At 65.8% G+C, this 21758-nt stretch carries 20 protein-coding genes; 7 read left to right on the top strand and 13 right to left on the bottom strand.

The genetic code is table 11. The features are described from left to right. Positions 1-24: 24 nt before the first annotated feature. The 6 genes from ACW170_RS05210 to sdhC all read right to left on the bottom strand — a co-directional run bounded on the left by ACW170_RS05210 (position 25) and on the right by sdhC (position 6434). On the bottom strand, positions 25-2181 hold the full coding sequence (locus ACW170_RS05210; protein WP_492088605.1) for a KAP family P-loop NTPase fold protein: 2157 nt from the start codon (positions 2179-2181) through the stop codon (positions 25-27). Between the two features lie 378 nt (positions 2182-2559). Continuing rightward, the gene (locus ACW170_RS05205) at positions 2560-2937 is read right to left on the bottom strand and encodes a gamma-glutamylcyclotransferase family protein (protein WP_492088604.1); all 378 of its coding nucleotides are present in this window, start codon (positions 2935-2937) and stop codon (positions 2560-2562) included. A 29-nt stretch (positions 2938-2966) separates the two neighbouring features. Further along, positions 2967-3764 (bottom strand): succinate dehydrogenase iron-sulfur subunit, encoded by a 798-nt coding sequence (locus ACW170_RS05200; protein ID WP_267515244.1) that lies wholly within the window; start codon positions 3762-3764, stop codon positions 2967-2969. 12 nt (positions 3765-3776) lie between these two features. Beyond that, the gene (sdhA, locus tag ACW170_RS05195; RefSeq protein WP_492088603.1) at positions 3777-5561 is read right to left on the bottom strand and encodes a succinate dehydrogenase flavoprotein subunit; all 1785 of its coding nucleotides are present in this window, start codon (positions 5559-5561) and stop codon (positions 3777-3779) included. Between the two features lie 7 nt (positions 5562-5568). Beyond that, complete coding sequence (sdhD, locus tag ACW170_RS05190; RefSeq protein WP_492088602.1) at positions 5569-5973, bottom strand: succinate dehydrogenase, hydrophobic membrane anchor protein; 405 nt, start codon at positions 5971-5973, stop codon at positions 5569-5571. Next, positions 5970-6434 (bottom strand): succinate dehydrogenase, cytochrome b556 subunit, encoded by a 465-nt coding sequence (gene sdhC, locus ACW170_RS05185; RefSeq protein ID WP_492041874.1) that lies wholly within the window; start codon positions 6432-6434, stop codon positions 5970-5972. The genes sdhD and sdhC overlap by 4 nt, the downstream gene beginning before the upstream one ends. 262 nt (positions 6435-6696) lie before the next feature. Here sdhC and ACW170_RS05180 point away from each other — a divergent pair, with 262 nt between their 5' ends. Beyond that, the gene (locus ACW170_RS05180) at positions 6697-7563 is read left to right on the top strand and encodes a pirin family protein (RefSeq protein ID WP_492088601.1); all 867 of its coding nucleotides are present in this window, start codon (positions 6697-6699) and stop codon (positions 7561-7563) included. Between the two features lie 133 nt (positions 7564-7696). After that, on the top strand, positions 7697-8722 hold the full coding sequence (locus ACW170_RS05175) for an IS110 family RNA-guided transposase (protein ID WP_492086240.1): 1026 nt from the start codon (positions 7697-7699) through the stop codon (positions 8720-8722). A 297-nt stretch (positions 8723-9019) separates the two neighbouring features. On the opposite strand, the gene ACW170_RS05170 is transcribed toward ACW170_RS05175, so the two are convergent. Both ACW170_RS05170 and ACW170_RS05165 read right to left on the bottom strand, forming a co-directional pair. Next, positions 9020-9373, bottom strand: coding sequence for a hypothetical protein (locus tag ACW170_RS05170; protein ID WP_492088600.1), 354 nt, complete (start codon positions 9371-9373; stop codon positions 9020-9022). Between the two features lie 118 nt (positions 9374-9491). Continuing rightward, positions 9492-9920 (bottom strand): VOC family protein, encoded by a 429-nt coding sequence (locus ACW170_RS05165; protein WP_183197354.1) that lies wholly within the window; start codon positions 9918-9920, stop codon positions 9492-9494. A 234-nt stretch (positions 9921-10154) separates the two neighbouring features. Here ACW170_RS05165 and alaS point away from each other — a divergent pair, with 234 nt between their 5' ends. Beyond that, entirely contained in the window at positions 10155-12803 is a 2649-nt protein-coding gene (alaS, locus tag ACW170_RS05160) for an alanine--tRNA ligase (RefSeq protein WP_492088599.1), read from the top strand. A gap of 420 nt (positions 12804-13223) precedes the next feature. Here alaS and ACW170_RS05155 read toward each other — a convergent pair whose 3' ends face one another. From ACW170_RS05155 to ACW170_RS05145, 3 genes are all read right to left on the bottom strand, one after another. Further along, positions 13224-13775, bottom strand: a complete 552-nt coding sequence (locus ACW170_RS05155; protein ID WP_492088598.1) for a DUF2939 domain-containing protein — start codon at positions 13773-13775, stop codon at positions 13224-13226. A gap of 45 nt (positions 13776-13820) precedes the next feature. Further along, complete coding sequence (locus ACW170_RS05150) at positions 13821-14402, bottom strand: DUF2939 domain-containing protein (RefSeq protein ID WP_492041879.1); 582 nt, start codon at positions 14400-14402, stop codon at positions 13821-13823. A 156-nt stretch (positions 14403-14558) separates the two neighbouring features. After that, positions 14559-15779: an NADP-dependent isocitrate dehydrogenase gene (locus ACW170_RS05145; protein ID WP_492088597.1), complete on the bottom strand. Its 1221-nt coding sequence runs from the start codon at positions 15777-15779 to the stop codon at positions 14559-14561. Positions 15780-15947: 168 nt separating this feature from the next. Here ACW170_RS05145 and ACW170_RS05140 point away from each other — a divergent pair, with 168 nt between their 5' ends. The 4 genes from ACW170_RS05140 to ACW170_RS05125 are packed head-to-tail and all read left to right on the top strand — an operon-like array spanning position 15948 to position 18353. Then, positions 15948-16094, top strand: a complete 147-nt coding sequence (locus ACW170_RS05140; RefSeq protein WP_492088596.1) for a hypothetical protein — start codon at positions 15948-15950, stop codon at positions 16092-16094. Beyond that, complete coding sequence (locus ACW170_RS05135; RefSeq protein ID WP_492088595.1) at positions 16091-16303, top strand: hypervirulence associated TUDOR domain-containing protein; 213 nt, start codon at positions 16091-16093, stop codon at positions 16301-16303. The genes ACW170_RS05140 and ACW170_RS05135 overlap by 4 nt, the downstream gene beginning before the upstream one ends. Further along, positions 16300-17448: a DUF1176 domain-containing protein gene (locus tag ACW170_RS05130; RefSeq protein ID WP_492088594.1), complete on the top strand. Its 1149-nt coding sequence runs from the start codon at positions 16300-16302 to the stop codon at positions 17446-17448. The genes ACW170_RS05135 and ACW170_RS05130 overlap by 4 nt, the downstream gene beginning before the upstream one ends. Next, the gene (locus ACW170_RS05125) at positions 17445-18353 is read left to right on the top strand and encodes an NAD(P)/FAD-dependent oxidoreductase (protein WP_492088593.1); all 909 of its coding nucleotides are present in this window, start codon (positions 17445-17447) and stop codon (positions 18351-18353) included. The genes ACW170_RS05130 and ACW170_RS05125 overlap by 4 nt, the downstream gene beginning before the upstream one ends. 9 nt (positions 18354-18362) lie before the next feature. On the opposite strand, the gene ACW170_RS05120 is transcribed toward ACW170_RS05125, so the two are convergent. Both ACW170_RS05120 and glmM read right to left on the bottom strand, forming a co-directional pair. Then, entirely contained in the window at positions 18363-20198 is a 1836-nt protein-coding gene (locus ACW170_RS05120; RefSeq protein WP_492088592.1) for a DUF885 domain-containing protein, read from the bottom strand. Between the two features lie 127 nt (positions 20199-20325). Then, positions 20326-21675: a phosphoglucosamine mutase gene (glmM, locus tag ACW170_RS05115; RefSeq protein ID WP_492088591.1), complete on the bottom strand. Its 1350-nt coding sequence runs from the start codon at positions 21673-21675 to the stop codon at positions 20326-20328. Between the last annotated feature and the right edge of the window lie 83 nt (positions 21676-21758).

Below are 21758 nucleotides of genomic sequence, written 5' to 3'. Positions count from 1 at the left end.
AGAATAGCCGCCGCTCTCACTATTCTAATCACCCCGGCGATGCGAACCTCTTGGGATGTCGCGGAAGGCCGTCAGCACTGCTCGGTCTTCCTCTTTGGTCTCCTCAAGATCGGCGAGTTCTTGAACGCGAGCCTCTAAGCGAGGCACATCAAGAAAATCTGTAAAAGGCTCAAGGTTCACACGTAGCGTTCGAGTAGAGACACGATCACCCATCTCGTCGAAGCCCATTCCGTAAGACCAAGATTCCGACGGAATCTGCCGGGCCAAGGCGATGATGAAGGCATCATCATTTAGCATCTGCTCGGTCCAAGTCTGAAGTTCGCCGTTATCCTCTCCGTTCAAACGACGCCACGTGAAGAGCAGCGAGACCAGTTTGGAGTGGGTGGCGAGACTGCCATCTGAAGCCGCCAATCGGATTTTTTCGAGGGCTTGGGCATGCAGCTCCTCAGATTTCAGCTGGCTCACGAGCGGATCATTGCGCCCTTGGCGGCCGTCTTCACGCAGTTGGTAGTCGCCGATACAGCTTTCCGCAAAGTCCGTGGCCCACTCGAGCGAAGCCGTCGCGAACGCCGCTCCATAAATTTCGTCGCGCCTGCCTTGATCGAACCTGTCATTCACTAGGCGATTTAGTACCCAGTGGATGCGCAGCTGATTGTTCGCCATCGCCATGAAGCCCTTGCCTCGGTCGCTGTCGACATCGAGGGCGTCGGCAAGACGAAACAGGGTGTTTACGAGGACTGGTACTTTTGCTTCCGGTATATCCCGCGCGAAGAACGAGAGTTCTTCCAGGATCAGACCAGCCTGGCTCGATCCATCCCGACGCGTCTTTGCGAGTGCTGTGCGCAGTTCGCCTTCAATGAAGGCGTCATCGTCCGCGCGCGCAATGATTGTATCTATAGTGTCGGCTGCGACGACATCATCCGACACGGCGAACGCGAAGTAGCTCCGGAAATTTTCCGCTGATGCTATCAGACGGTCCCGCCGCCACGTCTCACCATTCTGCCACAAGTTGCCCCAAACGGCATCGAGCCGGGGGAACAGCCGTCGCAAAGCTACACGGAGACGTTGCTTCTCGCGCTCGGGCCGAGCGTCGAGACCCATAAGCTGGTCGTACTCCTGGCCTAGATTCTCCCGTCGCCCGTCATCGCGTTCCCGCAAACCGCAGAGCCGATCTGGGTTCGCGCGTATGCGGGCGTAGAGGTCGGGCTCTGCAAGCTCCAATGCGCTGAGCGCCAGAAAGTCCGCTCTATCGACGTTGCCTGCTATGGCCGGCCAGCCAGTGGCGACGTGGTTGGTGAGACGAACTACGTCTCGCGGCGATCGGATCAGGGGGGCGACGACGTCATGGAAGACATTCCAGAACCGCGTGAACTGTCGCTGTTCGGGCGAACCCATCGTGGCGACCGCTGCGTCGACAACCTGCTGTCGGAGCGCATCGACCAAGGGTGGCGGTAGCTCAAAGAAGCGCTGAACGATCTTCTCAAGGTAGCCAGGGCCTTCCGATGGGAAACGCTCAGCAACAATCCGCTCCGCGATTTGCCTATCAAAGGCCAGCAGGTAGATGATGTTTGGCAAGCGGCCTACGGACTTCACCAACCTGAATATCGTGAGAGCATCGTCCGGGTTCAGGCGGTCGATATCATCGATGACGACGATGAATCTCTTTTTCTGACTTCGTAAGGCGTCGGCAATTTTTCGGTGCTCTTCATCGACGGTGTCTCGTTTGGCACTCGCTCGTCCAATCAACTCCGAGCCCGCTGTGACTAAGCCACCAATCGGCCCAGACCCTAGGCTTGCGATCGCTCCGGCGACCGCGCCGACTGCGGAGACTCCTTGTCCCATCGCCGCAAGAGACTTCCTGAGCTGCACAGGCAGGGAGGGCCCAATGGCTTTGTTAAGCTCCTGAAAAAATGAGAGCGTCAGGGCGTCTGCGCCTGCAAACCACCACGGATTGAAGGGGACAATCTGGACATCACCCTTCTCGATGGCTGGCTTAAGGTGATGGCGGATGAGGTTGACCGCGCTGCTCTTCCCGGAGCCCCATGGTCCGCTGATGGCGACCACCACGCCTTCAGGTGCAGCCATCCCGATAAGGGCTTTCGCGAGCGACGACGCAAACGGATCCAGTGCGAAGCGATCGTCGTCAGGCCGCTCAATGGGTTTGTCGTTGGAAACAGTCATGCAGCCTGATCTTCGCCGGGAGCCTCGGACGGTGGCGGTCTCATCATCATCTCCTGGTGCCCCGAGATGGCCGCATCAATTGCTTTGAGCGTCGCTTCCTCCGCTTCGCCCGCCTGATCGCAGCCTACAACTTCCAGTCGACACCGCAATGGGAAGTCAGATCATGGTTAAGATTGCGGTGACTTGATCTTGGGCCAGCGCTCACCAGCCGTCGTCGAAAGATTCTTGCCGCGCACAATGACCCGCAGCGTTGCCTTAGGCACGGTGACGGCGGAACGCTTCCGCTTCCGCGGGGACGACAAGCATTGTGAGCCCACGTTTTCCGAGCCAAGTGCGCCCAGCCGACTGAAGAATGTTCGATTTCCAACAAGCTGCGGATCACCGCTTTATGCGCAAAATCCGCCCCTCACCCTCCGCCGCCACATACACCCACGCCTCCGTCCCCGCCTCCGTCGTCACGCGCACCCGGCGATAGGCCTCGCCCTCATAGGCGTCGGCGGCGGTCAGGTCGGCGGGGGTCAGGGGGTAGAGGCGGCCGGGGACGGGCGGGGCTTCGGCCGTCGTCGGGATCAGGATCGGATAGTGGGTCAGGCCGGTCTGGGCCGTGACCTGGAGGTCATCGACGGGGATGTGCGACAGGCGAAAACCGCTCAGTCGGTCCGGGGCGCCGGGCTCCAGAACGTGGCCGAAGACGGCCGTCTGGACCGCCGGGTCCTGCAGCGTGCCATAGGCGAACAGCAGGACCTCAGCGGTCATTGACGCGGTCGGGGGAGCGACGTCGGCGGTCAGGCCGCCTGTTTCTTGCGGCTGGGGGCGACCATCAGCTTCTTGGTTTCGGCGATGGCCTTGGCCGGGTTCAGGCCCTTGGGGCAGACCTGGGCGCAGTTCATGATGGTGTGGCAGCGGTACAGTTTGAACGGGTCTTCCAGGTCGTCCAGACGTTTCTGCGTGGCGTCGTCGCGGCTGTCGGAGATCCAGCGATAGGACTGCAGCAGGGCCGCCGGGCCGAGGTATTCGTCCTGGTTCCACCAGTAGCTGGGGCAGGAGGTGGAGCAGCAGGCGCACAGGATGCACTCGTACAGGCCGTCCAGCTTTTCGCGCTCGGCCGGGGTCTGGAGCCGTTCCTGTTCCGGGTCGGGCTCGTCCGACTGGAGATAGGGCTGGATCGAGTCGTACTGGGCGTAGAACAGGCTCAGGTCCGTCACCAGGTCCTTGATCACCGGCTGGTGCGGCAGGGGGGCGATGGTGATGTTGTGCGACGCGCACTCGTCCCAGCCCTTGGTGCAGGCCAGGGTGTTGCGCCCGTCGATGTTCATCGAGCAGGAGCCGCAGATGCCCTCGCGGCACGAGCGCCGGAACGACAGCGTCGGGTCGATCTCGTTCTTGATGTGGATCAGGGCGTCCAGCAGCATCGGACCGTGGTCGCCCGTGGGCACCTCGAACGTGTCCCAGCGCGGGTCGGCGTCGACCTCGGGGTCATAACGATAGACCTTGTAGGTCTTGACGTCCTTGGAGCCGGGCGCGGCCTTGTGGACCTTGCCCTTGGTCGGCTTGGAGCCGCGGGGGAGGGAGAGTTGAACCATCTGCGTTCGACCTCAGTAAACCCGAGCCTTGGGCTCGATGTACGCGATGTCGTCGGACATCGTGTAATTGTGCACGGGGCGGTAGTCGATCTGGACCTGCTCGCCCGGACGCTTCCACGCCAGGGTGTGTTTCATCCAGTTGGCGTCGTCCCGGTCCGGATAGTCCTCGCGGGCGTGGGCGCCGCGCGATTCCGTGCGGTTCAACCCGCTCTCGATGGTGACGACGGCCTGGGCGATCAGGTTGTCGTACTCCAGCGTCTCCATCAGATCCGTATTCCAGATCAGGCCGCGGTCGGTGGTCTTGATATCATCCCCCGCCGCATCAATCGCCCGCAGCTTGTCCGTCCCCTGTTGCAGCGTCTCCCCCGTCCGAAACACCGCCGCGTCAGCTTGCATCGCTTTCTGCATAGAAAGGCGAAGCTCTGCGGTAGAAGTGGAACCGTCGGCGAAGCGGAAGCGGTCCAGGCGAGCCAGGTGGGCGTCGGTCTGGGTCTTGGAGGCGGACGGCACGGCCGAGGCCTTGTCCACCACCTCGCCGCAGCGCAGGCCGACGGCGCGGCCGAACACCACCAGGTCGGTCAGGGAGTTGGAGCCCAGGCGGTTGGCGCCGTGCACCGAGACGCAGGCCGCCTCGCCCACGGCCATCAGGCCCGGAACCACGCTGTCGGGGTTGCCGTCGCGCAGGGTCAGGACCTCGCCGTGATAGTTGGTCGGTATGCCGCCCATATTATAGTGGACGGTCGGCAGGACGGGGATCGGCGCCTTGGTCACATCGACGCCGGCGAAGATCTTGGCGCTTTCGGAAATGCCCGGCAGGCGCTGGTGCAGGATCTTGGGATCCAGGTGGTCCAGGTGCAGGAAGATGTGGTCCTTGTTCGGACCCACGCCACGACCTTCACGGATCTCGATGGTCATGGAGCGGCTGACCATGTCGCGCGGGGCCAGGTCCTTCACGGTCGGGGCATAGCGCTCCATGAAGCGCTCGCCTTCCGAGTTGGTCAGGTATCCGCCCTCGCCGCGCGCGCCCTCGGTGATCAGGCAGCCGGCGCCGTAGATGCCGGTCGGGTGGAACTGGACGAACTCCATGTCCTGCAGCGGCAGGCCGGCGCGCAGCACCATGGCGTTGCCGTCGCCGGTGCAGGTGTGGGCGCTGGTGGCGCTGAAATAGGCGCGGCCGTATCCGCCGGTGGCCAGAACCACCATCTTGGCGCGGAACTGGTGCAGCTGGCCGTTGTCGAGCTGAAGCGCCGTCACCCCGGTGCAGGTCCCGTCCTGCATGATCAGGTCCAGCGCGAAATATTCGACGAAGAACTTCACTTCCCGACGCACCGACTGGCCGTACAGGGTGTGCAGAATGGCGTGGCCGGTGCGGTCGGCGGCGGCGCAGGTGCGCTGCACCGGGCCTTCGCCGAAGTTGCGGGTCATGCCGCCGAAGGCGCGCTGATAGATCTTGCCTTCCTCGGTGCGGCTGAAAGGCACGCCCCAGTGTTCCAGCTCGTAAACGGCCTTCGGCGCGTTGCGGACCAGATATTCGATCGAGTCCTGGTCGCCCAGCCAGTCCGACCCCTTGACAGTGTCGTACATATGCCATTGCCAGCTGTCCTCGCCCATATTGCCCAGCGAAGCGGAGATGCCGCCCTGGGCCGCGACGGTGTGCGAGCGGGTCGGGAAGACCTTGGTGACGCAGGCGACCTTCAGCCCCTGCTGGGCGGCGCCGAGGGCGGCGCGGAGGCCGGAGCCCCCGGCGCCGACGACGACGACGTCGTATTCGTGGTCGATCAGTTCGTAAGCGGCCATCAGGGGATCAGGCTCCGAAACCGGCAGGCAGGGGCGCAGAACCCAGCGCCAACCGCACGATGAAGAACAGGCTGGCGGCCGCCAGCACGAAGAAGACCAGGTTCAGCAGACCCGTCAGCGCCTTGCGGGCGCCAGCCTGGGGCACATAGTCCTCGAGGATGACCTTCCAGGCTAGGCTGAGATAGCCGAACAGCAGCACGGCGGTGACCGCCAGCAAAGCAGCGTTCAGCGGATTCGCGAACCAATCCAGCACGGCGTCATAGGCCGCGCCCGCCAGGGTGAAGCCGGTAGAGACGACCCACAGGCCCAGCGGCAGCAGGGCCGTCAGCAGCACCCGCTCGGCCAGCCATTCGCCGCCGCCGTGGCGCTCGGAAATCTTGACGTTGTTTTTGAACTTCGCGGCGCTGCTCACAGCGAGACCCTCCCGACAGCGAACAGGACGACCCAGAACAGGATCGCCAGGGGGACCGGCGCCCAGACCGCGACGTTCGACAGCGCAGTCGCCGACTTGATCGTCAGCCCATTGCCCGTGTCGTTGATCGTGTGGCGCGCGCCGTTCAGGATGAAGGAGAACAGGACGACCGTCAGGCCGAAGCCGACCAACAGCCCCAACGGCGAACCCGCGAGGGCCAAGGCCGTCTCATAGGCCTCGGGTCCAAAGGCCAGGGCGCCCAGCCAGGCGACGACGAAGATCAGGCCGACGGTGCCGGCGATCAGGGTCGCGCGAAACAGGATCGAGGCGGCCATGGTCACGTGCCAGCGCCAGATTCCCATATGGGGCGAGAGCGGCGTCTTGTGACCGTTGGGCTGGACGACGAAACGACCGGTCCGGTCGCCCGATGCAACCCCCGGGGTCGGGTTGGGTTGAGTCATGCGAATGGTTCTCAAAAGCGAATGAATTCAATCGCCGTGTGCGGTTGCGAAGGCTTTTGTGACCCTAGAGGGACGGTGTCAACGGACCGTTGATCACTTAGCGGATTCTCGCGTCGCTTAGCCTGATCCGTGTCGTGATCGCCATATTCAGGGCATGATCGATCCTCGCTCTGCCTGATATTGAGGCTTTACGCGGCAGCGGCGGTTTTGGATCACCAGCCGCCCCGCTCGCCAAACCTGTGACCCGCCCTATATGGATCCCATGACCGAGATCACGCCCCGCCCCGTTCTTCGCCTTCATCCCGCCCACCGCGACGACATTGGCGACCTGACCACGCGCCGTCCGGTGCCCGGTCCGGGCCTGGACCAGGTCGATCCCTTCCTGTTCCTGAACCATCACGGCCCCCAGACCTATCCGCCGGGCAACCGCGGCCTGCCGTTCGGCCCGCACCCGCACCGGGGGTTCGAGACCGTAACCTTCATCCTGGACGGCGAACTGGCCCACAACGACTCCGGCGGCGGCGAGAGCATTATCAAGGCGGGCGGGATCCAGTGGATGACCGCGGGATCGGGCCTGATCCACGCCGAACTTTCGCCGACCGATTTCAAACGCGACGGCGGGCCGATGGAGATCCTGCAGCTGTGGGTGAACCTGCCGTCCCGGCTGAAGATGACCAAACCCGACTATGTGGGGCTTCAGGCCGCCGACATCCCCACCTTCACCACCGAGGGCGGCGTGACGATCGAGCCGGTCTCCGGCGAATGGCTGGGGGTCAAGGCCCCGATCCAGTCGCTGATCGACATCCATCTGGCCGTCGTCCGCCTGCCCGCCGGCGCCCGGTTTGAGGCCCCGGTCGCCGCCGGCCGCAATGTCTTCTTCTATGCGATCAAGGGCCAGGTCTCCGTCGCCGGAACCCCCGTGCCCGAATGGAACCTGGCCGCCCTGGGCGACGGCGACGCGGTCGAGATCTCGGCCCAGACCGACGCCGTCGTCCTGCTGGGCCACGCCGAACCGATCAACGAGCCGGTCTTCAGCCACGGCCCCTTCGTCATGACCACCCGCGAGGAAATCATCCAGGCTATCCAGGACTATCAGTCCGGCAAGTTCGGCCCGCCGCCGCAGGTGTGAGGCGCCCCTTTGGCCGCGTCGCCCGCAGAACGCAGACATTGCGAAGGGCCGTTCGGGGTGATGGGGTGGACGCCCCCCGACGGCATCGATGTGCCAGAGTGAGGGTGTTGAACAACACTCGAAGGAGGCGTCCATGGGACAGGTTAGCACTGTTGGTCTGGATCTCGCCAAGAGCATCTTTCAAGCGCATGGCGCGGATGCTGCGGGCGAGGTGGTGTTTCGCAAGAAGTTGGGGCGAGGACGTTTGCTGGCGTTCTTCGCGGGCCTTCCCCCCTGTGTCGTGGCGATGGAGGCCTGTGCTGGCGCCCATCATTGGGGTCGAGAGCTGACCCGCCAGGGCCATACAGTCCGGCTGATCCCGCCGGTCTATGTGAAGCCGTTCGTGAAGCGTCAGAAGAATGACATGGCCGACGCAGAGGCGATCTGCGAGGCGGCGCAGCGGCCCAGCATGAGGTTCGTGCCGCTCAAGCAGGAAGAGCAGCAGGCCAGCAGTGTGGTCTTTCGCGCCCGCGACCTGCTGGTGCGTCAGCGCACCCAGACGATCAACGCCCTGCGCGGTCACTTGGCTGAGTACGGCTGGATCGTTCCCAAGGGCGTGCCGCACGTCGAGCGCCTGATCGCTCGCGTGGAGGATCCGGCCGAAGCGCTTCCGCCCGCCGCGCGCACCATTTTGCTGGTTCTGGTCTCGACCTTGCGAACGCTCGACCAGCAGATCGCTGTGCTCGACGCGGAGATCGCCTCGCGCGCCAGGCATGATCCGGTCGCACGTCGATTGATGACCATCCCGGGGATCGGTCCGATCACGGCGACGGCTCTGGTCGCCCTCGCTCCCTCCCACGAAGCCTTCAAGAGCGGCCGTCACTTCGCCGCCTGGCTGGGCCTCACGCCGCGACAGCGATCCACCGGTGGCCAGCAAAAGCTCGGCGCGATCACCAAAATGGGCGAGCGAACACTTCGACGGCTTCTGACCATCGGTGCCAGCGCCGTCATAAAACAGGCCGCCATCCGAGGCGCGCCGGCAGGGTCATGGCTCGACCAGATGCTGGCGCGAAAGCCGAAGATGCTGATCATCGTCGCATTGGCCAACAAGAACGCCCGCATCGTCTGGGCGCTCATGGCCAAGGGCGATGTCTACCGAGCTCCGGGCGTGCAGGCCTAGCCAGCACGAACGCGAGACGTCGAAGCGTAGGATGAGCGAAGGAGCATATGGCGCAACAGTCGGCGAGACGGGATCAGGAAAACCAGGGCTTTCCACCGTGCCTCGAGCACGCTTTGGGTGATTTGGACCGGATCCGCGAACTCCCATATAGGCCAGCGACGGTACGCCGCCGCAGTAAAGGCCGGACAGATGGCAGCATCCGACTACGTGTCAGAAACTCTCGGATTCACTCTTGCGCTGAAGGGGGGCGTCCACAGATGGGAAGCGGACGCTTAGAAGGTCATGGCACCGCCGACCTCAGGCTTGGTCCCAGTCAAGCCAGACCTGAAACATTATGCGGTTCTTTTCCTTGTCGACATCAAGCAGCAACTGCTCGATGAACGTTACCGAATCCGAAGCCCGCTCCGGCCAGCTCTTCAATTTCTGAGTGGCGTATTCTCCGTAGAGACTTAGGTCAAAACGGGCGACGTCCGCCTCACCATCAAGCTCGTAAGCTTCAATGTTGCTGATCACTCTCGTGCCCGTCAGGCAACGGTCTGACAGGGCCTTAAGGTCGTCCGGTGTCAGGTAAGGACTAGGATAGTAGCCGGAGAGTCCCGCCACATAGACCGCCTCGACATCGGCCCCTCCGTCTCTCGGTTCCTTGTGCATATCTGCAGGCTAGGCGATGCCGCGAATGTCGCCAACGGGTCTGTTTGCGAAACGGGCGTCAGCCCTGAAATCGGACCTTGGCGTTGACGCAGGTGGACCCGTCGGCCTCCCGGAATCCTCAGAAACCGATCGTCACCGACGGCGCGCTACGCCGCGCCTCACCATGGTGCACAGCTTCGATGTTGTTGCCGTCGGGATCGAGCACGAAAGCGGCGTAGTAGCCCGGATGATAGGCCCGCTCGCCCGGCGCGCCGTTGTCGCGTGCGCCATGGGCCAGCGCCGCCCGATAGAAGGCATCGACCGTCGCGCGGTCCTTGGCCTGAAAGGCCAGGTGGTGCCGACCCGTCAGAACGCCCCGGCTCTCCGCGCTTTCCGGCGAGGACACGACGAGTTCATCGGCCCAGAAATAGCCGTCGGCCGTATCGATGACGGGGATCTCCAGCACGTTCAGAACAGCCGTGTAGAATTTCCGACTAAGCGCGAGATCACGGACGACCAGCTGGATGTGGTCTATGAGCCGACCCCGATGCAGTTGTGTCGTTCCCATGGTCGTCTGTCCTGTTTCCCTGGCGTCGCGAAAAACTCGAAATCCGAGTTTCGAACCGACATGTGTGACGCCGCAGAATGGGGCTCCGCGCAAGGATCGCCTTGATCTTTCGCAAAGCGATCATTCCCCCGACTCGACCGCGACGGGCGCGGGGCGGGACCAGATGATGCGTTCCCCGACAAAACCCTATATGACGCCGGTTCCTTGCGACGACCGAGCCGAAGACACGCCCAAATGCCCAGCCTGAACGAGATCCGCGCCACCTATCTGAACTTCTTCGCGGCCGATGGCCACGAGAAGGTGCACTCGGCGCCGCTGGTGCCGCAGAACGATCCGTCGCTGCTGTTCGTCAATGCGGGCATGGTGCCGTTCAAGGACTATTTCACCGGCGCGTCCAAGCCGCCCTATCCCCGCGCCACCAGCTCGCAGAAATGCGTCCGCGCCGGGGGCAAGCACAACGACCTGGACAATGTCGGCTACACCGCCCGCCACCTGACCTTCTTCGAGATGCTGGGGAATTTCTCCTTCGGCGACTATTTCAAGGAACACGCCATCGACCGGGCTTGGAAACTGGTCACGCAAGAGTTCGGCCTGGACGCCAAACGCCTGCTGGTCACGGTCTATATCGACGACGACGAGGCCGCCGCGATCTGGAAGAAGGTCACCGGCTTCGGCGACGACAAGATCATCCGCATCGCCGGCAGCGACAACTTCTGGGCCATGGGCGACAGCGGCCCCTGCGGCCCCTGCACCGAAATCTTCTGGGACCACGGCGACAAGATCCCGGGCGGCCCTCCCGGCTCGCCGGACGAAGACGGTGATCGCTACGTCGAGATCTGGAACAACGTCTTCATGCAGTTCGAGAAGGAGAACGACCAGATCGTTCGCAACCTTCCCAAGCCCAGCGTGGACACCGGCATGGGGCTGGAGCGGATGACCACCGTGCTCCAGGGCGTGCATTCAGTGTTCGAGACCGACCTGTTCAAGACCCTGATCGCCGCTTCGGAAGACGCCACCTCGACCAAGTCGGACGGCGAGCGCGCCGCCAGCCACCGGGTCATCGCCGACCACCTGCGCTCCTCCTCCTTCCTGATCGCCGACGGCGTCACCCCGTCGAACGAGGGCCGGGGCTATGTGCTGCGCCGGATCATGCGCCGCGCCATGCGCCACGCCCACCTGCTGGGCGCCGCTGATCCGCTAATGCACCGCCTGGTCCCGACCCTGGTGGCCCAGATGGGCGACGCCTATCCCGAACTGGCCCGCGCCCAGCCCTTCATCGAGGACACGCTGAAACAGGAAGAGGTCCGTTTCCGCACCACCCTGGGCCGGGGCATGGCCCTGTTCGACACGGCGGTGCAGGGCTTCCGTCCCGGCGACATGCTGGACGGCCAGACCGCCTTCACCCTGTCCGACACCTACGGCTTCCCGCTGGACCTGACCCAGGACGAGGCCCGTCGTCGCGGTTTCTCGGTCAATGTCGACGGTTTCGAATCCGCCATGGCCGAACAGCGCCAGCGTTCGCGCGAACACTGGAAGGGCTCGGGCCAGACCGCCAACACCAATGAATGGCTGGCGATCCGCGACCGCATGGGTCCGACCGTCTTCAACGGCTATGACACTATCGAGGGGTCGGGCGAGGTGCTGGCCATCATGAACGGCGGCGCTCCGGTCGAGACGGCCGAGGCCGGCGACATCGTCGAGATCCTGTTCGACAACACCCCCTTCTATGCCGAGAGCGGCGGCCAGACCGGCGATCAGGGCACGCTTGAGTGGCCGGGTGGAGAGGCCGAGGTTCTGGACGTCAAGAAGCACGCCGGCGACCTGCACGTCCTGTCGGCCCAGATCACGGCCGGCACGCTTCAGATCGGCGCCCGCGTCGCCCAACTGGTGGACGCCGACAAGCGTATGACCACCCGCGCCAACCACTCCGCCGCCCACCTGCTGCACACGGCCCTGAAGAATGTGCTCGGCCCCGCAGTCGCCCAGAAGGGCCAGCTGGTCGACGCCGAGCGCGCCCGCTTCGACTTCAGTCACGGGGCCCCCGTGACCGAGGACGAGCTGGCGGCCATCGAGGCCGAGGTCAACGCCGTGATCCGCCAGAACGTCCCGGCGGAGACCAAGTTGATGGCCCCGCAGGAGGCCATCGAGGCCGGCGCTATCGCCCTGTTCGGCGAGAAATACGGCGACGAGGTCCGGGTTCTGACCCTGGGCCGCTCGCTGGTCAGCGATAACGCCCCCTATTCGGTCGAACTGTGCGGCGGCACCCATGTGGCCCGCACCGGCGACATCGGCCTGTTCAAGGTGGTCCAGGAAACCGGCGTCGCCGCCGGCGTCCGCCGCATCGAGGCCCTGACCGGCGAGGCGGCCCGCCTCTATCTGGAAGCCCAGGCCAAGGTCACGCGCGGCCTGGCCCGCGACTTCAAGATCCAGACCCAGGACGTCCCCGGCCGCGTCGAGGCCCTGCAAGGCTCGGTCAAGACGCTGGAGAAACAGGTCGCCGAGCTGAAGAAGCAACTGGCCCTGGGCGGCGGCTCAGGCGCGGCGTCTACGCCGGAAGAGATCGGCGGGATCAAGCTTATGGCTCGCGTCCTGGACGGCGTGGACGGCAAGGGTCTGCGCGGCGTGGCCGAGGACTTCCGTAAACAGGTCGGAACCGGCGTCGTCGCCCTGATCGGCGTCACCGAGGGCAAGGCCGCCGTCACCGTCGCCGTCACCTCGGACCTCACCGACCGCGTCAACGCCGCCGACCTGGCCCGCGCCGCCGTCATCGCCATGGGCGGCCAGGGCGCCGGCGGCAAACCCGACTTCGCCCAGGGCGGCGCCCCCGACGGCTCCAAGGCCGAAGACGGCCTCACCGCCGTCCGCAACGCCCTGAAGGGCTGAGCCCACCAAAGACCCTCTCCCGCTTGCGGGAGAGGTGGCCCGGCGTCCGCGCAGCGGACCAGGGTCGGAGAGGGGAGTCTTGCTTGAACAACAAGACTTCCCCCATCGTCACGCGTGTCGCTTCGCGCCACGACGCGACACTTCCCCCGCAAGCGGGGGAAGGTCAGAGTGCCTAATCGCCCGCCTCCGCGCACAATTCCGCAAAAAGTCCTTCGGCGATTCAATCCCCTGGCTTCCCGAAAAGCCCCTCGACCCATCACGCCTTCGAACGCCCGTATAATGGGCGCATGATCGCGAGACGTGACCACCGACTACGGACTTTTCACCAGGCGACGCCTGTCTTCCTGACGCCCGCCGAAATTGCACTCTTTTGCATATTGCACCCGTTTTCGGGGGTGCAGTGCAATTTGGCCCGCGCCCCTACCCCATCGGGTCGGGCGTCAGATCCACCCCGGCCAGCTTCCAGCTCAGCGGCCCCCGCCGCTCCATAATCAGCACCAGGGCGTCGTCGGGCCGGTCGTCGCGGGTCAGGGTGACGGCGAAGGTGTTGATCCCGCGATAGGCCCAAGACTGATGGATCCGCTCCTTCGGCGTCGCCGGCGAGTCGGACGCGGGGACGGGTCGCTCGGGCCGGGGCTTGTCGCCGGACCGGACCATGGCGGCCACACCCTGAGGCGTGACCAGACCGTCCACGGCCCCCTCGACCAGCGACGGCGCCAGCAACATGCCCAGGGCGGCCATGGCCCGGTCTCCGCCGGTCCGCTCGCGGATCTCCAGCGCCGCGCGGGCGTTCAGCTCGGCCTTCAGACTGGCCCGGAAGGCGGGGAAGTCCACGGACTGCTCCAGACCGGCCACGTCGCCCGTCCGCGCCGCCCGGATCAAGGCCTGGGCGGCCACGAAGGGGGAGATGAAACAGGCGACCAGGGCCAGGCCCAGAATGGCCGCGACCAGTCCGACGGCGATCTTCTTCATAAGTGCTCCTGCAGTCGAAACGTCGAGACGGGCCAGATGTTGCGCCTAGGGGGCTGTCTGGGGCGCAACCGCCTGGGGCGTCGCCGGCGCCGATCCATCGGGCAGGCCGATCTGGACCAGAACCCACTCAAACGGCCCCCGCCGCTCGAAGGTGAAGACGGTGCGCGATCCGCCCTGGTCCTCAACCGCCATCCGCATCCGGTTTACGCTCCAGAACACCGGCCGGGGCCAGGGTTTGCGCGTCTCTGCGCTGGCCACAGGCGGAGCCGCCGCAGACCAATGGCTGGCGTAGCGGCCTTCGCCCCGCGTCAGGGCCGACAGGGCGGCCGGCGTCAGATAGGCGTCCACGTCCGGCGTGTTCAGGATCGGGTTCCGCTCCATCTGGCGCCGAACGGCGCCGATGGGGTCTTCTAGGAACGAGGGCGCCGGCGCCTGGACCCCGCCGCTCAGCTGCGGCCGCAGCGACTGGCGCACGGCCTGGAAGTCGATCAGCCGGGTCAGCCCCTGCACGTCGCCCGCCTCCGCCGCCGACCGGATGGCGAAGAAGCCCACCGCCGGCGCGAGGAAGAAGGCCACGACCGCCGCCACGAGCCCCAGAACCAGCAGATTGCCGAACAGTCGTTTCACGTCGCTTCCCCCACCCTCGGCCCGATCATGCACGGCCCATCCGAGGACGCAACGAAAAGCCCCGCCGGACGGATCCGACGGGGCTCTTTGTTATTGTCCTACCGCGCTTCGCGCTGCTTGAGGACGTTCTGTGTCCTACCGCGCTTCAGGACGGGCTCAGCCGATATCGGGCAGAGCGGTCTTCAGGTTCTCGGCGACCTTGTCGAGGAAGCCCTCGGTGGTCAGCCAGCCCTGTTGGTCGCCGACCAGCAGCGCCAGGTCCTTGGTCATGAAACCGGCTTCGACCGTCTGGACCACAACCTTTTCCAGGGTGTCGGCGAAGGTGCCCAGGGCTTCGTTGCTGTCCAGCTTGGCGCGGTGCTTGAAGCCGCGGGTCCAGGCGAAGATCGAGGCGATCGAGTTGGTCGAGGTGGCCTCGCCCTTCTGATGCTGGCGATAGTGGCGGGTCACGGTGCCGTGGGCGGCTTCCGTCTCCAGCACCTTGCCGTCCGGCGTCATCAGCACCGAGGTCATCAGGCCCAGCGAGCCGAAGCCCTGCGCCACCACGTCCGACTGGACGTCGCCGTCATAGTTCTTGCAGGCCCAGACGAAGCCGCCGGACCACTTCATCGCCGCCGCGACCATGTCGTCGATCAGGCGGTGCTCATAGGTCAGGCCGCGCGCCTTGAACTCGGCGGCGTAGTGGGCGTCGAACACTTCCTGGAACAGGTCCTTGAAGCGGCCGTCATAGGCTTTAAGGATCGTGTTCTTGGTCGACAGATAGACCGGATAGTTGCGCTGCAGGCCGTAGGCGAACGAGGCGTGGGCGAACTCGCGGATCGAGTCGTCCTGGTTGTACATGGCCATGGCCACGCCGGCGCCCGGGGCCTTGTAGACTTCGTGCTCGATCACGGCGCCGTCTTCACCGACGAACTTGATCGTCAGGGTGCCGGGGCCAGGCATCAGGAAGTCGGTGGCCTTGTACTGGTCGCCGAAGGCGTGGCGGCCGACGACGATGGGCTGGGTCCAGCCCGGCACCAGGCGCGGCACGTTGGAGCAGATGATCGGCTCGCGGAAGACCACGCCGCCCAGGATGTTGCGGATGGTGCCGTTGGGCGACTTCCACATCTTCTTCAGGCCGAACTCCTTCACCCGGGCCTCGTCCGGGGTGATGGTGGCGCACTTCACGCCGACGCCGTGCTTCTGGATCGCGTGGGCGGCGTCGATCGTCACCTGGTCGTCGGTGGCGTCGCGGTGCTCCATGCCCAGGTCGTAGTAGTCCAGCTCGAGATCCAGGAACGGGAAGACCAGCTTGTCCTTGATCATCTGCCAGATGATGCGGGTCATTTCGTCGCCGTCGATGTCGACGATGGGGTTTTCGACCTTGATCTTGGCCATGCGTGCGGTCCGCCTCTGACTTTTGGGGAAAGAATATCGTGGCGGGGATATAGCCGGGCCGCGCGTCCGCGCAAACCCCGCCATCAGTTAACCCTGTCGGGAAAAGACCCTCACGGCCAAGCTGAACCAAACCAGTCGATCCGGCCTTGTTGACGGCCCACCCTTCAAATGGCGAACGACGACATGACGGACGAGGAGCGCGAACTTGTGGACCGGTGGATCCTCGCCTTTTGCGAGCCGCCCCCCGTGGTCGATGCGGAACTGATGCGGCGACTGCTCGCTGAACCGCTGCTGCCGAAGGAGACCGCACCATGACACACAGGACGTTCAAGCCCGGCGACCGCGTGACGTGGGACCACAACCAGGGGGCGACCACGGGAAAAGTCGTGCGCAAGGTCACCGCAAAGACGCACATCAAAGGCCATGAGGTAGCAGCCTCGCCCGAGAACCCGGAGTATGTCGTCGAGAGCGCCAAGACCGGCGCCCGCGCCGCGCACAAAGCTTCGGCGCTGAGAAAGGCATGAGGATCATGGGTCTGTTTCGTGGGACCACCCTGGCGGCGTTGACGGTCTCCGCCGCGGCTGTTGCGGGATGTGGTGATCGAGAGGCGGCGCAAACGCCCGGTTCGACCCAGCCCGCAGCCTCCGGAGCGACGGCGACAGCGGCGCCCGCCGTTCTGCAGACCCGCAGCGAAACGCGTCAGTTCAAGGACTGGAGCGCGACCTGCAGCAATGACGGGACCTGCTGGGCCTTCGGCTTTGCACCGGACTTTGCGGCAGGCTGGGTCCGTATCGCCCTGCCCGCAGGCCCCGACGCCAGACCGGACGTCGCCTTCGGCTATTGGCCCGATGGCGACGCGCCCGCCTCGAACCGCGTCAGCCTCGACATCGACGGAAGGACTTTTGCAGCCGCCCTCGACGAAGCCGCCCAGACCCCTGTCGGCCGCATCGGCGCAGCCAACGCCGGCCCCGTCATCGACGCTATTGCTCAGGGTCAGTCAATGACGATCAGGGGCGCCACGGCCCAGGCCGCTTCGCTGAACGGCGCCGCCGCCGCCCTGTTGTGGATCGACGAGAAACAGGGCCGGCTGGGCACGACCACCGCCCTGATCCGCCGGGGCGATCGCCCCGCCTCGACCGTCCCTGTCGCCCCGCCCCTGCTGACCGTGCCCGTCGCGCCCCGTGTCGATCAGACCGGTTTGGGCGGCAGCGACCAGACCCTGCCTGCCAGCCTCCGCGGCCGGTCTGAAGTCGGCGACTGCCTCAAGGAATCCGAGATTTCCGGCATAGGCGACTCCGTCACGTCCGCGCGGCTGGACGCACGAACCGTGCTGTGGGGCGTGACATGCGGATCAGGCGCTTACAACGTGACGCACCACTGGTACCTGACCGGCCCGGATGGACGCGAGCCCCGCCCCGTCCCCTTGGTCGGAACCGGCGGACCGGGCGCAAACCCTGTCATGGCGGACAACACCACCGTCAACGGCGCCTATGATCCGGACACCCGCACCCTCTCCGCCTTCGCCAAGGGCCGGGGTATCGGCGACTGCGGCGTGCTTCAGACCTGGGCCTGGACCGGCGAACGGTTCGCCCTGACGCGTGAGAGCGCGATGGGCGAATGCGCCGGCGTACCCTCAGATCTGTGGCCCGTCGCCTGGCGCACCCGATGACGGATCCCGAGGTTCTGATCATCGGCGCCGGCCCGGCGGGCCTGACGGCCGCGACCTATCTGGGCCGGTTCCGGCGCCGTACCCTGGTGATCGACGCGGGCGAGCCGCGCGCCTGCTGGATTCCGCTCAGCCACAATATGCCGGGCTTTCCCTCCGGCGTGTCCGGCGCCGATATCCTGAAGCGGATGCGCGAACAGGCCGAGGAGTTCGGGGCGGTCATCGAACCCGGCCGGGTCGAACGCCTGGCGCGCGACGGAGACGGCTTCACCGCCCAGGTTCAGGGTCGCGAGGTCCGCGCCCGTGCGGTGCTTCTCGCGACCGGCGTCGTCGATCACCACCCCGACCTGCCGGGCGTGGAACGCGCGGTTCAACGATCGCTGGTCCGCATCTGTCCGATCTGCGACGGCTATGAGGCCACCGACAAGACAGTCGCCATCATCGGCCACAACGACAAGGGGGCGCGTGAAGCCGCCTTCCTGCGCACCTATTCCGACCGGGTGACCCTGATCCATGTGGGTTCGCCAGACGCCCTCACCCGCCAGGACGAACTGGACCGGTTGGGCGTCGAACTGATCGTGGCGCCTCTGGAAACCGTCGCCCTGGAGCAGGACCGGGTCACCGCCCTGGGCTGGGGCGGCCGGACCCGCGCCTTCGACCTGGTCTATTCCGCCCTGGGCACGTCGCCGAACGCCGAACTGGCCCAAGGCCTCGACGCCCGCCTGGCGCCCGACGGCCGGCTCGAGGTCGACCTGCACCAGGCCACCAGCGTGCCGGGACTCTACGCCGCCGGCGACGTGGTGCGCGGCCTCAACCAGATCGCCGTGGCCACGGCGGAGGCGGCCGTCGCCGCCACCGACATCCACAACCGCCTGCGCCGGATCGACGGGCTGACGGTCGCCGACTAGGCCCCCTCACTAAGCCTGGGTCGCGATCCAGCCGTCCACGATCCGCTCCAGAACCGACAGGGGCACGCCGCCGGCGGCCAGGGCCGTATCGTGGAAGCCCTTCAGGTCGAATTTGTCGCCCAGGCTCGTCTTGGCCTTTTCGCGCAGCCGGACCCACTCGTTGTGGCCGACCTTGTAGGCGCAGGCCTGGCCCGGCCAGCCGCAATAGCGTTCGACCTCGGACACGGCGGCCCCTTCCTGATCGCCATAGGCCTCCATCATGTACTGGATGCCCTGTTCGCGGCTCCAGCCCTTCGAATGGATGCCGGTGTCCACCACCAGACGGGCGGAGCGGAACATCAGCGACTGGATATAGCCGATCTGCCCCACCGGATCGTTCTCATAGGCGCCCAGTTCGTCCGCCAGTTGTTCGGCGTACAGGCCCCAGCCCTCCACATAGCTTGAGAAGCCCAGCAAGTTCATCAGCTTGGGCGCCGCCGCGCTCTCCTGTTGCAGGCTGATCTGCAGATGGTGACCCGGCGCCGCCTCGTGATACGTCAGGGTCGGCAGGGTCCAGGACGGCCATTCCGCCGTGTCCTTCAGATTGATCCAATAGATGCCCGGCCGCGTCCCATCCAGGCTGGGCGAGTTGTAATAGCCCATCGGCGCGCCGGCTTCGACCTCGGGCGGCACGCGCTTGATCTGGACCGAGGCCTTGGGCAGCCGCCCGAAGGCGCCGGGCAGACGGGCCTGCATATCGGCCATCTGGTCGTTCAGCTTCTCGATCAGTTCGGCCTTGCCGGCGTCGGTGTTGGGATAGACGTATTTCGGATCCTGACCCAGGGCGCGGATCCGCTCCGCCACCGTCCCTTGCGTCAGGCCCTGGGCCTGCAGCAGGGCATCAGCGCGGGCGGACAGCTCGGCCATCTGGGCGCGGCCGGTGCGGTGGATCTCGTCCGCCGTCAGCCGGGTGGTCGTGATGTAGCGCAGGCTGTTGGCGTAATACTGCTGGCCCTGCGGCAGGCGACGGACAGAAGCCTCGTGTCCGGCGCGCGGCAGGGCGGCCTTCAGCAGGGCGTTCTGGGCCGACAAGGCGGGATAGACCTTCTGGGTCAGCAGGGCCTCGACCTGGGCGCCCCAGTCGCCCGACAGGCCCTTGGCCGTCGTCCGGTCCACCACCGAGGCGACCATGGGCGAGGCGGCGGCGGCGGTGGCCAGCATCCCGTCCTGCTGGCCGATCGCCTTGGCCAGGATGAAGTCCGGCGGGATCACCCCCAGGGCGTAGTCCTCGCGCAGACGTTCGGTCTCGGCGGTCAGGACGTCGGCGAACGCGGCGACGCGGGCCACATAGGCGTCGGCGTCCTCGGCCGTCTGGATCGTATGCTGGTTGGCCAGGAAGTCCGGCGTCGACTGATAGGCCCCACCCTGCTGGCTGACCCGGTAGGGATTGGGCCAGCCGCCCTGGCCGTAGGGGATGGCGAAGGTGGCGATCACCCCGTCCAGATTATCGGCGATGGTGTCGTAGTAGATGCCGTCCTGGGCATCCATCGACGACCGGTCCAGAGCGGTCAGTGCGGCGCGTTGCGCCTTGGTGAAGGCGCGGAACTTCTCCTCGTTCTCCTTGCTCGGGACGGTCAGCCGGGACTTGGCGGCCGCGCGCGCGCCGTTGTCCAGACCGAAGGCGGTGACGGCTTCCGGGCTAAGGTCCAGGGTCTGTTCGAAGGCCTGATCCATATAGGCGGCCAGCGCCGCCTTGGCCTGGGCGGCGTCGCCGGCCGGCGCGTTCAGCGCCCACGCCTGACCATTGGCGGCGGCAAGACCCGCGCCTGCAGCGGCGGACAAGAGAAGGCGGCGACGGTCGATCATGAAAGGCCCCAGCGAATATGTCTGGGCGCCAATGGAGCGCCGGTCGCCTCGCCCCGCAAGTGAAATCGCGGACAGGCTCGATCCCAGCTCACCTCCCCGTCGGCCTTCGCCGACGGGGAGGTGAAGATCACCCTGCCGCCTTCACCGCCGCAGACACGTCCGACACCACCCGCTTGACCAGGGCCGCGTCGTCGCCCTCCGCCATGACGCGGATCAGCTTCTCCGTGCCCGAGGGTCGGACCAGAAGACGGCCCGAGCCGTTCAACGCCGCCTCGGCCTCGGCGATGGCCGCCTTGACCGTATCGCTCTCCAGCGGCTTGCCGGCCGTGAACCGCACATTCTCCAGCCTCTGCGGCACCGGATCGAACTGACGCGCCAGCTCGCTCATCGGCTTGCCGGACTCGACCAGCACCGCCAGCACCTGCAAGGCCGCCATCAGGCCGTCGCCGGTGGTGGCGTGGTCGTGCAGGATGATGTGGCCCGACTGTTCGCCGCCGATATTGAACCCGCCCTCGCGCATCCGCTCCATCACATAGCGATCGCCGACCTTGGTCCGCTCCAGCGTCAGGCCTTCCGACTTGAGCTTTCGCTCCAGCCCCAGGTTGGACATGACGGTGGCGACCACCCCGCCCCCGGTCAGCAGACCGCGTTTGGCCCAGTCCAGCCCGACCAGGGCCATGATCTGGTCCCCGTCCACCACCTGGCCCTTTTCATCGCAGATGATCAGCCGGTCGGCGTCGCCGTCCAGGGCGATGCCGATGTCGGCGCGGTAGCGCTTGACCGCCTCGACCAGGGTCGCCGGATGGGTCGAGCCGCATTCGGCGTTGATATTGGTCCCGTTCGGGGTGACGCCGACGGGGAAGACCTCGGCCCCCAGCTCGAACAGGGTGGTGGGCGCGACCTTGTAGCCGGCGCCGTTGGCGCAATCGACCGCGATCCGCAGTCCCTGCAGGCTCAGCCGCTTGGGGAAGGCCTGTTTGGCGATCTCGATATAGCGGGCCTGGGCGTCGTCGATGCGTTTGACTCGACCCAGCTTGTTCGACGGCGCCAGACCCTGGTCCAGGCCATCGTCCATCAGGGCCTCGATTTTCAGCTCGATCTCGTCCGACAGCTTGTAGCCGTCCGGCCCGAACAGCTTGATGCCGTTGTCGGCATAGTCGTTGTGCGAGGCCGAGATCATCACCCCCAGGTCGGCGCGCATCGACCGGGTCAGCATGGCCACCCCCGGCGTCGGCACCGGGCCGAAGGTCCGCACGTCCATGCCCACCGAGGCGAAGCCGGCGACCAGGGCCGGCTCGATCGTATAGCCGGACAGCCGGGTGTCCTTGCCGATCACCACCAGATGCCGCCGGTCGTCGCCGGTGCGAAACAGTTTCCCTGCGGCCAGGCCGACGCGCAGCGCGACCTCGGCCGTCATCGGATAGGTGTTGGCGCGCCCGCGGATACCGTCGGTGCCGAAATATTTCCTGTCGCCCAAGGCGTCGTCCTTCGTTTCGGGTAACGTTCCGAAACCCCTTTTTTGATGCGGTCCGCCTTAAGATTGCATAGACGGCCGGTGGG

The sequence above is a fragment of the Brevundimonas sp. FV2ps16 genome (assembly GCF_058681075.1).
The sequence above is the reverse complement of the archived record's forward strand: the minus strand, read 5'-3'. Positions and strand labels throughout refer to the sequence as shown.

Bases quoted from the DNA above. Each gene is read 5' to 3' on its own strand.
- ACW170_RS05210 (WP_492088605.1), bottom strand. From the start codon at position 2,181: ATGACTGTTTCCAACGACAAACCCATTGAGCGGCCTGACGACGATCGC.
- ACW170_RS05205 (WP_492088604.1), bottom strand. From the start codon at position 2,937: ATGACCGCTGAGGTCCTGCTGTTCGCCTATGGCACGCTGCAGGACCCG.
- ACW170_RS05200 (WP_267515244.1), bottom strand. From the start codon at position 3,764: ATGGTTCAACTCTCCCTCCCCCGCGGCTCCAAGCCGACCAAGGGCAAG.
- sdhA (WP_492088603.1), bottom strand. From the start codon at position 5,561: ATGGCCGCTTACGAACTGATCGACCACGAATACGACGTCGTCGTCGTC.
- sdhC (WP_492041874.1), bottom strand. From the start codon at position 6,434: ATGACTCAACCCAACCCGACCCCGGGGGTTGCATCGGGCGACCGGACC.
- ACW170_RS05180 (WP_492088601.1), top strand. From the start codon at position 6,697: ATGACCGAGATCACGCCCCGCCCCGTTCTTCGCCTTCATCCCGCCCAC.
- ACW170_RS05175 (WP_492086240.1), top strand. From the start codon at position 7,697: ATGGGACAGGTTAGCACTGTTGGTCTGGATCTCGCCAAGAGCATCTTT.
- ACW170_RS05170 (WP_492088600.1), bottom strand. From the start codon at position 9,373: ATGCACAAGGAACCGAGAGACGGAGGGGCCGATGTCGAGGCGGTCTAT.
- ACW170_RS05165 (WP_183197354.1), bottom strand. From the start codon at position 9,920: ATGGGAACGACACAACTGCATCGGGGTCGGCTCATAGACCACATCCAG.
- alaS (WP_492088599.1), top strand. From the start codon at position 10,155: ATGCCCAGCCTGAACGAGATCCGCGCCACCTATCTGAACTTCTTCGCG.
- ACW170_RS05155 (WP_492088598.1), bottom strand. From the start codon at position 13,775: ATGAAGAAGATCGCCGTCGGACTGGTCGCGGCCATTCTGGGCCTGGCC.
- ACW170_RS05145 (WP_492088597.1), bottom strand. From the start codon at position 15,779: ATGGCCAAGATCAAGGTCGAAAACCCCATCGTCGACATCGACGGCGAC.
- ACW170_RS05140 (WP_492088596.1), top strand. From the start codon at position 15,948: ATGGCGAACGACGACATGACGGACGAGGAGCGCGAACTTGTGGACCGG.
- ACW170_RS05135 (WP_492088595.1), top strand. From the start codon at position 16,091: ATGACACACAGGACGTTCAAGCCCGGCGACCGCGTGACGTGGGACCAC.
- ACW170_RS05130 (WP_492088594.1), top strand. From the start codon at position 16,300: ATGAGGATCATGGGTCTGTTTCGTGGGACCACCCTGGCGGCGTTGACG.
- ACW170_RS05125 (WP_492088593.1), top strand. From the start codon at position 17,445: ATGACGGATCCCGAGGTTCTGATCATCGGCGCCGGCCCGGCGGGCCTG.
- ACW170_RS05120 (WP_492088592.1), bottom strand. From the start codon at position 20,198: ATGATCGACCGTCGCCGCCTTCTCTTGTCCGCCGCTGCAGGCGCGGGT.